Consider the following 12,143-nt stretch of genomic DNA (forward strand, 5'->3'; position numbering starts at 1 on the left):
CCGCAGAACTCAGTTACCGCTCGAGTTCAGCGCTTCGGTCAGTGCAGCTTCCACTTCACTGGCGCTTACGCGCAACGGCTTGTCTGCATCACGACGACGCTTGCGCTCGCTGTGGTACGCCAGACCGGTACCGGCCGGGATCAGACGACCCACAACCACGTTTTCTTTCAGGCCGCGCAGGTAGTCGCGCTTGCCGGTGACTGCCGCTTCGGTCAGTACGCGAGTGGTTTCCTGGAAGGAAGCCGCCGAGATGAACGATTCGGTGGACAACGACGCCTTGGTGATACCCAGCAGAACGCGAGTGAACTTGGAGACAAACTTGTCTTCCGCGCTCAGACGCTCGTTCTCTACCAGTACGTGAGTCAGTTCCATCTGGTCGCCCTTGATGAAACTGGAATCGCCGGACTCGGAGATCTCAACTTTACGCAGCATCTGACGCAGGATGGTCTCGATGTGCTTGTCGTTGATCTTCACGCCTTGCAGACGGTAAACGTCCTGGATCTCGTTCACGATGTACTTGGCCAGCGCGCTCACACCCAGCAGACGCAGAATGTCGTGCGGATCGCTCGGACCGTCGGAGATAACTTCGCCGCGGTTTACCTGTTCGCCTTCGAACACGTTCAGGTGACGCCACTTCGGAATCAGCTCTTCGTACGGATCGCTACCGTCGTTCGGGGTAATGACCAGACGGCGCTTGCCTTTGGTCTCTTTACCGAACGCGATGGTGCCGCTCACTTCAGCCAGAATCGACGCTTCCTTCGGACGACGAGCTTCGAACAGGTCGGCAACACGCGGCAGACCACCGGTGATGTCGCGAGTTTTCGAAGTTTCTTGCGGGATACGAGCGATAACGTCACCGATCGCGATCTTCGCACCGTCCGCAACACCGACCAGGGCGTTGGCTGGCAAGAAGTACTGAGCGATAACGTCAGTGCCTGGCAGCAACAGATCCTTGCCGTTGTCGTCGACCATCTTCACTGCTGGACGGATTTCTTTGCCCGCAGCTGGACGATCTTTCGCGTCGAGTACTTCAATGTTGGTCATACCGGTCAATTCGTCAGTCTGACGCTTGATCGTGATGCCTTCTTCCATGCCCACGTAGGTCACGGTACCTTTCATTTCGGTAACGATCGGGTGAGTGTGCGGATCCCACTTGGCCACGATTGCGCCAGCGTCGACCTTGTCACCTTCTTTAACCGAAATCACAGCACCGTACGGCAGCTTGTAACGCTCACGCTCACGACCGAAGTCATCAGCGATTGCCAGCTCACCGGAACGGGACACGGCAACCAGGTGGCCATCCACTCGCTCAACGTGTTTCAGGTTGTGCAGACGGACAGTACCGCCATTCTTCACCTGAACGCTGTCGGCTGCGGAAGTACGGCTTGCCGCACCACCGATGTGGAACGTACGCATCGTCAGCTGGGTACCCGGCTCACCGATGGACTGGGCAGCAATAACGCCGACCGCTTCACCGATGTTCACCTGGTGACCACGAGCCAGATCACGACCGTAGCACTTGGCGCAAATGCCATAGCGGGTTTCGCAGCTGATCGGCGAACGCACGATCACTTCGTCGATGCTGTTCAGCTCGATGAACTCGACCCACTTCTCGTCTACCAGGGTACCGGCAGGAACGATAACGTCCTCGGTGCCTGGCTTGAATACGTCACGGGCAATAACACGACCCAATACGCGCTCACCCAACGGCTCTACAACGTCACCGCCTTCAATGTGCGGAGTCATCAACAGACCGTGTTCGGTGCCGCAATCGATCTCGGTTACAACCAGATCCTGCGCCACGTCTACCAGACGACGAGTCAGGTAACCGGAGTTCGCAGTTTTCAACGCGGTATCCGCCAGACCTTTACGAGCACCGTGAGTCGAGATGAAGTACTGAAGTACGCTCAGACCTTCACGGAAGTTCGCAGTAATCGGCGTTTCAATGATGGAACCGTCCGGCTTGGCCATCAGACCACGCATACCGGCCAGCTGACGAATCTGTGCTGCGGAACCCCGCGCACCCGAGTCGGCCATCATGTACATCGAGTTGAAGGACTCTTGGTCGACTTCATCGCCATGACGGTCGATGACTTTCTCTTTCGAGAGGTTGGCCATCATCGCCTTGGAAACTTCGTCGTTCGCCTTCGACCAAAGGTCGATCACTTTGTTGTACTTCTCGCCCTGGGTTACCAGGCCGGAGGCGTACTGGCTCTCGATCTCTTTCACTTCGTCGGTGGCTGCACCGATGATGCGGGCTTTTTCGTCCGGGATAACAAAGTCGTTAACGCCGATGGAAACGCCGGAGATGGTCGAGTAAGCGAAACCGGTGTACATCAACTGGTCAGCGAAGATCACGGTCTCTTTCAGACCAACCACGCGGTAGCACTGGTTGATCAGCTTGGAGATCGCCTTTTTCTTCATCGGCAGGTTGACGACATCGTACGACAGACCTTTTGGCACAACCTGGAACAGCAGCGCACGGCCGACAGTGGTGTCGACGATACGAGTGTTGCTCACGCTGTTGCCGTCACGGTCGTTGACGGTTTCGTTGATACGAACCTTGACCTTGGCGTGCAGTGCGGCTTCGCCGGCACGGAACACACGGTCAACTTCCTGCAGATCCGCGAACACACGACCTTCGCCCTTGGCGTTGATCGCTTCACGAGTCATGTAGTACAGACCCAATACAACGTCCTGCGACGGAACGATGATTGGCTCACCGTTGGCTGGCGACAGAATGTTGTTGGTCGACATCATCAACGCACGCGCTTCGAGCTGGGCTTCCAGCGTCAGCGGTACGTGCACGGCCATTTGGTCGCCGTCGAAGTCGGCGTTGTACGCGGCGCAGACCAGCGGGTGCAGCTGGATAGCCTTACCTTCGATCAGTACCGGTTCAAACGCCTGGATACCCAGACGGTGAAGGGTCGGTGCACGGTTGAGAAGAACCGGGTGTTCGCGAATCACTTCAGCGAGAACGTCCCAAACCTCTGGCAGTTCGCGCTCGACCATTTTCTTGGCCGCTTTGATGGTGGTCGCGAGACCACGCATTTCCAGCTTGCCGAAAATGAACGGTTTGAACAGCTCGAGAGCCATCTTCTTCGGCAGACCGCACTGGTGCAGACGCAGGGTCGGACCTACGGTAATTACCGAACGACCGGAGTAGTCAACACGCTTACCGAGCAAGTTCTGACGGAAGCGACCCTGCTTACCCTTGATCATGTCAGCCAGGGATTTCAGAGGACGCTTGTTCGAACCGGTGATAGCGCGGCCACGACGACCGTTGTCGAGCAGTGCATCGACAGCTTCCTGCAACATACGCTTTTCGTTGCGCACGATGATGTCCGGAGCGGACAGATCCAGCAGGCGCTTCAAACGGTTGTTACGGTTGATCACTCGACGATACAGATCGTTGAGGTCGGAAGTCGCGAAGCGACCGCCATCCAGCGGGACCAGTGGACGCAGATCTGGCGGCAGAACCGGCAGAACGGTCAGTACCATCCACTCTGGCAGGTTGCCGGAACCCTGGAAGGCTTCCATCAACTTCAGACGCTTGGACAGCTTCTTGATCTTGGTTTCCGAGTTGGTTTGCGGAATCTCTTCGCGCAGACGACCAATCTCGTGCTCCAGGTCGATAGCGTGCAGCAGTTCACGGACAGCTTCAGCACCCATGCGGGCGTCGAAGTCGTCACCGAACTCTTCCAGCGCTTCGAAGTACTGCTCGTCGTTCAGCAGCTGACCTTTTTCAAGGGTGGTCATGCCTGGATCGATAACGACGTAGCTCTCGAAGTAGAGAACGCGTTCGATATCACGCAGGGTCATGTCCATCAGCAGGCCGATACGGGACGGCAGCGATTTCAGGAACCAGATGTGGGCAACCGGCGAAGCCAGTTCGATGTGCGCCATGCGCTCACGACGAACCTTGGCCAGTGCAACTTCAACGCCGCACTTCTCACAGATCACACCACGGTGCTTCAAGCGCTTGTACTTACCGCACAGGCACTCGTAATCCTTTACCGGGCCAAAGATCTTGGCGCAGAAAAGACCGTCACGCTCAGGTTTGAACGTACGGTAGTTGATGGTTTCCGGCTTTTTAACTTCGCCGAACGACCACGAACGGATCATCTCAGGCGAGGCCAATCCGATACGGATGGCGTCGAACTCTTCGACTTGACCCTGGTTTTTCAGCAAATTCAGTAGGTCTTTCAAGGCCTTTCCTCCTGGCGGAGCAGAGAGCGGGCAGTCCTGCCCCGCTCTCGATCGCGTCACGTGTTATTCGGTTTCCAGATCGATATCGATGCCGAGGGAACGAATTTCCTTGATCAACACGTTGAAGGACTCGGGCATGCCCGGCTCCATACGGTGATCGCCATCCACGATGTTTTTGTACATCTTGGTACGGCCGTTCACATCGTCCGACTTCACTGTGAGCATTTCTTGCAGAGTGTAAGCGGCACCGTATGCTTCCAGTGCCCAGACCTCCATCTCCCCGAAACGCTGACCACCGAACTGCGCCTTACCACCCAGCGGCTGCTGGGTAACCAGGCTGTACGAACCGGTAGAACGCGCGTGCATCTTGTCGTCTACCAAGTGGTTCAGCTTCAGCATGTACATGTAGCCAACGGTAACTGGACGCTCGAACTTGTTGCCGGTACGGCCGTCAGTCAGCTGCATCTGGCCGCTTTCCGGCAGGTCTGCCAGTTTCAGCATGGCCTTGATTTCGCTTTCCTTGGCGCCGTCGAACACTGGAGTGGCCATTGGAACGCCGCCACGCAGGTTTTTCGCCAGATCCAGGATTTCCTGATCGGAGAAGCTATCCAGATCTTCGTTACGACCGCCGATCTGGTTGTAGATCTCGTCCAGGAAGGTACGCAGTTCAGCGACTTTACGCTGCTCTTCGACCATCCGGTTGATCTTCTCGCCCAGACCTTTGGCCGCGAGGCCCAGGTGGGTTTCAAGGATCTGACCAACGTTCATACGCGAAGGTACGCCCAACGGGTTGAGGACGACGTCGACCGGGGTGCCATTGGCATCGTGCGGCATGTCTTCAACCGGCATGATCACGGAGACCACACCTTTGTTACCGTGACGACCGGCCATCTTGTCGCCCGGCTGGATGCGACGACGGATTGCCAGGTAAACCTTGACGATTTTCAGCACGCCTGGAGCCAGGTCATCGCCCTGCTGCAGTTTGCGCTTCTTGTCTTCGAACTTGTCGTCCAGCAGACGGCGGCGATCAACGATGTAGGCCTGAGCCTTCTCGAGCTGCTCGTTCAGAGCATCTTCAGCCATGCGCAGTTTGAACCACTGACCATGCTCAAGACCGTCGAGAACTTCGTCGGTGATGTCCTGACCTTTCTTCAGACCGGCGCCGCCTTCAGCCTTGTGGCCTACCAGAGCGGAGCGCAGACGTTCGAAGGTCGCGCCTTCTACGATACGGAACTCTTCGTTCAAATCCTTGCGGATCTCGTCCAGCTGGGACTTCTCGATCGACAGTGCACGAGCATCACGCTCAACGCCGTCGCGGGTGAAGACCTGTACGTCGATGACAGTACCTTTGGTACCGGTAGGTACACGCAGGGAGGTGTCTTTAACGTCGCTGGCTTTTTCACCGAAGATCGCACGCAGCAGTTTTTCTTCCGGAGTCAGTTGGGTCTCGCCTTTCGGAGTGACTTTACCGACCAGGATGTCGCCTGCGCCTACTTCAGCACCTACGTAAACGATACCGGCTTCGTCCAGCTTGTTCAGTGCAGCCTCACCCACGTTCGGGATGTCCGCAGTGATTTCCTCTGGGCCAAGCTTGGTGTCACGAGCCACACAGGTCAGTTCCTGAATGTGAATCGTGGTGAAGCGGTCTTCCTGAACCACACGCTCGGACAGGCAGATGGAGTCTTCGAAGTTGAAGCCGTTCCATGCCATGAACGCGATGCGCATGTTCTGACCCAGTGCCAGTTCACCCATGTCGGTGGACGGGCCGTCGGCCATGATGTCGCTACGCTGAACACGATCACCCTTGCTCACCAGCGGACGCTGGTTGATGCAGGTGTTCTGGTTCGAGCGGGTGTATTTGGTCAGGTTGTAGATGTCGACACCAGCTTCGCCAGTTTCAACTTCGTCATCAGCAACACGAACCACGATACGGCTGGCATCAACAGAGTCGATCACGCCGCCACGACGAGCCACGACGCAAACGCCGGAGTCGCGAGCCACGTTACGCTCCATGCCGGTACCTACCAGCGGCTTGTCAGCACGCAGGGTTGGTACAGCTTGACGCTGCATGTTCGAACCCATCAACGCACGGTTGGCGTCGTCGTGCTCGAGGAACGGAATCAGCGACGCTGCAACCGAAACTACCTGCTTCGGCGAAACGTCCATCAGGGTGACGTCTTCCGGCGCCTTGACGGTGAATTCGTTCAGGTGACGTACGGCTACCAGCTCGTCGATCAGGACTTTCTGGTCGTTCATGGTCGCCGAAGCCTGCGCGATCACGTGATCGGCTTCTTCAATGGCGGACAGGAACACGATCTCGTCAGTGACCACACCCTCTTTCACCACGCGGTACGGGCTTTCCAGGAAGCCGTACTGGTTGGTGCGGGCATAAGCAGCCAAGGAGTTGATCAGACCGATGTTCGGACCTTCCGGCGTTTCAATCGGGCATACACGACCGTAGTGAGTCGGGTGTACGTCACGAACTTCAAAGCCTGCGCGCTCACGAGTCAGACCGCCAGGGCCGAGTGCAGAGACACGACGCTTGTGGGTGATCTCGGACAGCGGGTTGTTCTGGTCCATGAACTGCGAGAGCTGGCTGGAACCGAAGAACTCTTTCACCGCCGCAGCCACTGGCTTGGCGTTGATCAGGTCTTGCGGCATCAGGCCTTCGCTTTCAGCCATCGACAGACGCTCTTTGACCGCACGCTCAACACGTACCAGGCCAACGCGGAACTGGTTCTCGGCCATTTCGCCTACGCAGCGAACACGACGGTTACCCAGGTGGTCGATGTCATCGACGATGCCTTTACCGTTACGGATGTCGACCAGAGTCTTCAGTACCGCGACGATGTCTTCCTTGCACAGCACGCCCGAACCTTCGATCTCGGTACGACCGATACGACGGTTGAACTTCATCCGGCCGACCGCAGACAGGTCATAGCGCTCAGGGCTGAAGAACAGGTTGTTGAACAGGGTTTCGGCAGCGTCTTTGGTTGGCGGCTCGCCTGGACGCATCATGCGATAGATCTCGACCAGCGCTTCCAATTGGTTGCTGGTGGAGTCGATCTTCAGCGTGTCGGAGATGAACGGACCGCAGTCGATGTCGTTGGTGTACAGAGTTTCGATGCGAACAACGCCGGCCTTGGCGATTTTCGCCAGGACTTCGGTCGACAGCTCGGTGTTGCACTCTGCCAGGATTTCGCCGGTAGCCGGATGCACGATGACCTTGGCGGTGGTGCGACCCAGGACGTAGTCCAGAGGCACGTCCAGCTCTTTGATCCCGGCCTTTTCCAACTGGTTGATGTGGCGGGCAGTAATACGACGGCCCTGCTCGACAATAACCTTGCCTTTATCGTCCTGGATATCGAGGACAGCCACTTCACCGCGCAGACGCTGAGGCACCAGTTCCAGGCTCAGGCCTTCGCCTTTAACGTGGAATACGTTGGTGGTGTAGAAAGCGTCCAGCACTTCTTCGGTGGTGTAGCCGAGCGCGCGCAGCAGCACCGAGGCCGGCAGCTTGCGACGACGGTCGATACGCACGAACACGCAGTCTTTCGGGTCGAACTCGAAGTCCAGCCACGAACCGCGGTAAGGAATGATGCGCGCGGAGTACAGCAGTTTACCGGAACTGTGCGTCTTGCCGCGGTCGTGGTCAAAGAACACGCCCGGGGAACGGTGCAGCTGGGAAACGATAACACGCTCGGTACCGTTGATTACGAAGGTACCGTTCTCAGTCATCAATGGGATTTCGCCCATGTAGACTTCTTGCTCTTTGATGTCCTTGATCGCTTTGTTCGACGACTCTTTGTCGAAAATGATCAGGCGCACTTTTACCCGCAAAGGTACGGCGAAAGTTACACCGCGCAATACGCATTCTTTGACATCAAATGCCGGTTCGCCCAGGCGATAACCGACGTACTCCAGCGCAGCATTGCCGGAGTAGCTGATGATCGGGAAAACGGATTTGAAGGCCGCATGCAGGCCCACGTCGCGGAACTGATCTTTAGTCGCTCCCGCTTGCAAGAATTCACGATACGAATCCAGCTGGATGGCCAGGAGGTACGGCACATCCATGACGTCCGGCAACTTGCTAAAGTCCTTGCGGATACGTTTTTTCTCAGTATATGAGTAAGCCATCAGCGTTCCCCAGCTTGGTCACCTGCTTGTTTGGCCCCTCCCGACGGGAGCAGCCAGAAAATCGTGCAAACCCCATGGTTTGCGCCACCGCATCGGGTGGTTACAGCGCCTTTATCAGCACCGACCCAGTCGGCTACCAATAACGGAAAAAGGCCGGTGGCAAGAGCCACCAGCCATCAGCCTGTCGCTTGACGCTCGGGCTGGAGGAGCAAAGTCGATACTTATTTCAGCTCGACTTTAGCGCCTGCTTCTTCCAGCTTCTTCTTAGCGTCTTCAGCAGCTTCTTTCGAAACGCCTTCAGCTACAACCTGAGGAGCGCCGTCTACTTTCTCTTTGGCTTCTTTCAGGCCCAGACCGGTCAGTTCACGAACTGCCTTGATCACGTTAACCTTCTTCTCGCCAGCTTCCAGCAGAACAACGTTGAACTCGGTTTGCTCTTCAACAGCAGCAGCAGCTACAGCTGGGCCAGCCGAAGCAGCAGCAGCGGTAACACCGAAGGTTTCTTCCATCGCTTTGATCAGCTCAACGATTTCCACTACGGATTTCTGGCCGATTGCTTCGATGATTTGTTCGTTAGTCAGAGACATGACTCAATTCCTGAATTGGGGGACGGCCTACGCGACCATCGAAATAAACAAAAAACGCGAGAAGTTGACGAGCCTTAGGCTGCGGCAGCTTCTTTCTGGTCGCGAATTGCCGCCAGAGTACGAGCCAACTTGCTGGTAGCGCCTTGAATCACGCTCATCAGCTGAGAAATTGCTTCGTCACGGGTCGGCAGAGTTGCCAGTACGTCGATCTGATTAGCTGCGAGGAACTTGCCCTCGAACGCAGCTGCCTTGATCTCGAACTTGTCCTGACCCTTGGCAAACTCTTTGAAGATACGGGCAGCAGCGCCCGGATGTTCGTTCGAGAATGCAATCAGGGTCGGGCCGGTGAACACGTCGTTGAGAACACTGTATTCAGTGTCAGCAACAGCGCGCTTGAGCAGGGTGTTACGTACAACACGTACGTAAACGCCAGCTTCACGAGCCTCTTTACGGAGTCCGGTCATTGCGCCTACTGTTACGCCACGGGCATCAACCACGACAGCGGACAGAGCGACTTTGGCAGCCTCGTTGACTTCAGCGACGATGGCCTTCTTGTCTTCGAGATTAATTGCCACGGGTTTAACTCCTGCTTGTTACCGTTTCACTCGGTCGAAACCGAATGTCGTTTTGGTGTCTGATTCGGTAAGGAACCGGGAGCACCATCTGCGTAGGCTTGTGGTTTAAGGCTTGCGCCGCCTACGGTCTTGGATAGCCCCCGCCAGGCAGGGACCCCAATCTTTCAATTGGCGCGAATAATCGCACCAACCTTTGTCTTACGCGTCCAGCGAGCTCTGGTCGATAACCAGACCTGGGCCCATAGTGGTGCTCAGGGTAACGCGCTTGACGTAAATACCTTTCGAGGAAGCTGGTTTGATACGCTTCAGATCAGCGATCAGGGCTTCAACGTTTTCCTTCAGCTTGACGGCATCGAAGCCGATCTTGCCAACGGAGGTGTGGATGATGCCGTTTTTGTCGGTGCGATAACGAACCTGACCAGCCTTGGCGTTTTTAACCGCGGTAGCTACGTCTGGAGTTACGGTGCCGACTTTCGGGTTAGGCATCAGGCCACGTGGACCGAGGATCTGACCCAGTTGACCTACAACGCGCATGGCATCCGGGGATGCGATCACTACGTCGTAGTTCAGGTCGCCGCCTTTCATTTCGGCAGCCAGGTCGTCCATACCTACACGGTCAGCGCCGGCAGCCAGAGCGGCCTCAGCAGCTGGACCCTGGGTGAACACAGCAACGCGAACGGTCTTGCCAGTGCCGTGTGGCAGCACAGTAGCGCTACGAACAACCTGGTCGGATTTACGCGGGTCTACACCCAGGTTTACAGCAACGTCGAACGACTCGCTGAACTTGACAGTCGACAGCTCAGCCAGCAGAGCAGCAGCGTCTACAATGTTGTAGGCCTTGCCTGCTTCGATTTTGCCGGCGATAGCCTTTTGACGCTTGGTCAGCTTAGCCATTACACACCCTCCACGTTAAGGCCCATGCTACGAGCAGAACCGGCGATAGTACGCACGGCTGCATCCATATCAGCTGCAGTCAGATCCGCGTTTTTGGTTTTCGCGATTTCTTCCAGCTGAGCACGGGTAACAGTGCCAACCTTAACGGTGTTCGGACGAGCGGAACCGCTGGTCAGACCGGCCGCCTTCTTCAGCAGAACCGAAGCAGGGGTGGATTTGGTTTCGAAAGTGAAGCTACGGTCGCTGTAAACAGTGATGATCACTGGAGTCGGCAGACCTGCTTCAAGACCCTGAGTACGGGCGTTGAAAGCCTTGCAGAATTCCATGATGTTCACGCCGTGCTGACCCAGAGCAGGACCAACAGGTGGGCTTGGGTTAGCCTGAGCGGCCTTCACTTGCAGCTTGATGTAAGCGGTAATCTTCTTGGCCATGAGGCACTCCAATTACGGGTTCGAACGCCTCGAAAGGCTCCCCGGTTACTTGCGCGTTTATCCCAGTGACGACAAAACCCCACAGCCTAGGGCTGCGGGGTTGGGATGCTTGTTCAGCTAGACCTTTTCGACCTGACTGAACTCCAACTCTACCGGAGTAGAGCGACCGAAAATAAGCACTGCCACCTGGACACGGCTCTTTTCGTAGTTAACTTCTTCGACGGTGCCGTTAAAGTCAGCGAATGGACCGTCAGTAACGCGAACTACCTCACCCGGCTCAAACAGAGTCTTCGGCTTCGGCTTATCGCTACCATCAGCCACGCGACGCAGAATGGCTTCCGCCTCTTTGTCGGTGATTGGAGCAGGCTTGTCGGCGGTACCGCCAATGAATCCCATCACCCGAGGAGTATCCTTGACCAAGTGCCAAGTACCCTCATTCATATCCATCTGTACCAGCACATAGCCTGGGAAGAACTTGCGTTCGCTTTTGCGCTTCTGGCCATTACGCATTTCAACCACTTCTTCAGTGGGAACCAGAATTTCGCCGAAGCCATCTTCCATGCCAGCCAGCTTAACGCGCTCAATCAGCGAGCGCATGACATGCTTCTCGTAACCCGAGTAAGCATGCACAACGTACCAACGCTTAGCCACGGGACACCCTTAGCCGACAATCAAGGAAACAAGCCAACCGAGCAGGGAATCAACACCCCACAACAGCAACGCCATAACGATAACCACAGCAACAACGATCAACGTTGTCTGCGTGGTTTCCTGGCGAGTTGGCCATACGACTTTACGAATCTCGGTGCGCGCTTCCTTAACCAGTACAAAGAACGACTTGCCCTTTGCAGTCTGCAGGCCTACAAAGGCAGCTACAGCAGCAATTACGAGCAAAGCGAGTACACGGTACAGGATCGGCGAAGCAGCGTAATACTGATTGCCAACTACACCCACAACCACCAAAGCGGCTACCACAAGCCACTTGAGCAGATCGAAGCGAGAGCCTTGAGCTTCAGCCTTAGGAGTCATCTATGAAGATCCTGTGAAAAGAAAGCCAGACACACCGAGTGAATCTGGCAGGTCAGGAGGGAATCGAACCCCCAACCTACGGTTTTGGAGACCGTCGCTCTGCCAATTGAGCTACTGACCTAAAACAAAATCAGGCCGACCATTATGCCGGCCCGAAAAATACATTACAACCGCTTATTCGATGATTTTAGCTACGACGCCAGCGCCGACGGTACGACCGCCTTCACGGATAGCGAAACGCAGACCATCTTCCATCGCGATGGTTTTGATCAGGGTAACAG

At 56.1% G+C, this 12,143-nt stretch carries 8 protein-coding genes, 1 tRNA gene and 1 pseudogene; all 10 read right to left on the reverse strand.

Going from position 1 to position 12,143, the window contains the following annotated elements; genetic code table 11:
• Positions 1–9: 9 nt before the first annotated feature.
• Positions 10–4,209, reverse strand: coding sequence for a DNA-directed RNA polymerase subunit beta' (gene rpoC, locus J1G18_RS06840; protein WP_027614261.1), 4,200 nt, complete (start codon positions 4,207–4,209; stop codon positions 10–12).
• Between the two features lie 63 nt (positions 4,210–4,272).
• Positions 4,273–8,346, reverse strand: coding sequence for a DNA-directed RNA polymerase subunit beta (gene rpoB, locus J1G18_RS06845; RefSeq protein ID WP_007962226.1), 4,074 nt, complete (start codon positions 8,344–8,346; stop codon positions 4,273–4,275).
• A gap of 221 nt (positions 8,347–8,567) precedes the next feature.
• Positions 8,568–8,933 carry a 50S ribosomal protein L7/L12 gene (gene rplL / locus J1G18_RS06850; RefSeq protein ID WP_007962228.1) on the reverse strand — a complete coding sequence of 122 codons (366 nt, stop codon included), beginning with the start codon at positions 8,931–8,933 and terminating at the stop codon, positions 8,568–8,570.
• 74 nt (positions 8,934–9,007) lie between these two features.
• The gene (gene rplJ, locus J1G18_RS06855) at positions 9,008–9,508 is read right to left on the reverse strand and encodes a 50S ribosomal protein L10 (RefSeq protein WP_003228752.1); all 501 of its coding nucleotides are present in this window, start codon (positions 9,506–9,508) and stop codon (positions 9,008–9,010) included.
• A gap of 198 nt (positions 9,509–9,706) precedes the next feature.
• Positions 9,707–10,402, reverse strand: a complete 696-nt coding sequence (gene rplA, locus J1G18_RS06860; protein WP_003228754.1) for a 50S ribosomal protein L1 — start codon at positions 10,400–10,402, stop codon at positions 9,707–9,709.
• Entirely contained in the window at positions 10,402–10,833 is a 432-nt protein-coding gene (gene rplK / locus J1G18_RS06865) for a 50S ribosomal protein L11 (protein WP_003228756.1), read from the reverse strand. Before rplK ends, rplA begins: the two co-directional genes overlap by 1 nt.
• 117 nt (positions 10,834–10,950) lie before the next feature.
• Entirely contained in the window at positions 10,951–11,484 is a 534-nt protein-coding gene (nusG, locus tag J1G18_RS06870; protein WP_025113545.1) for a transcription termination/antitermination protein NusG, read from the reverse strand.
• A gap of 9 nt (positions 11,485–11,493) precedes the next feature.
• Positions 11,494–11,862, reverse strand: coding sequence for a preprotein translocase subunit SecE (gene secE, locus J1G18_RS06875; protein WP_041074957.1), 369 nt, complete (start codon positions 11,860–11,862; stop codon positions 11,494–11,496).
• A 45-nt stretch (positions 11,863–11,907) separates the two neighbouring features.
• Positions 11,908–11,983, reverse strand: a tRNA-Trp gene (locus J1G18_RS06880).
• Between the two features lie 53 nt (positions 11,984–12,036).
• Positions 12,037–12,143, reverse strand: a pseudogene (locus tag J1G18_RS06885) (elongation factor Tu); the annotation flags it as partial.

Origin of the sequence: Pseudomonas sp. MIS38, from assembly GCF_019891575.1 — a bacterium.
GTDB lineage: Bacteria > Pseudomonadota > Gammaproteobacteria > Pseudomonadales > Pseudomonadaceae > Aquipseudomonas > Aquipseudomonas putida_A.

Bases quoted from the DNA above. Each gene is read 5' to 3' on its own strand.
- secE (WP_041074957.1), bottom strand. From the start codon at position 11,862: ATGACTCCTAAGGCTGAAGCTCAAGGCTCTCGCTTCGATCTGCTCAAG.
- rpoB (WP_007962226.1), bottom strand. From the start codon at position 8,346: ATGGCTTACTCATATACTGAGAAAAAACGTATCCGCAAGGACTTTAGC.
- rplA (WP_003228754.1), bottom strand. From the start codon at position 10,402: ATGGCTAAGCTGACCAAGCGTCAAAAGGCTATCGCCGGCAAAATCGAA.
- rplK (WP_003228756.1), bottom strand. From the start codon at position 10,833: ATGGCCAAGAAGATTACCGCTTACATCAAGCTGCAAGTGAAGGCCGCT.
- rplL (WP_007962228.1), bottom strand. From the start codon at position 8,933: ATGTCTCTGACTAACGAACAAATCATCGAAGCAATCGGCCAGAAATCC.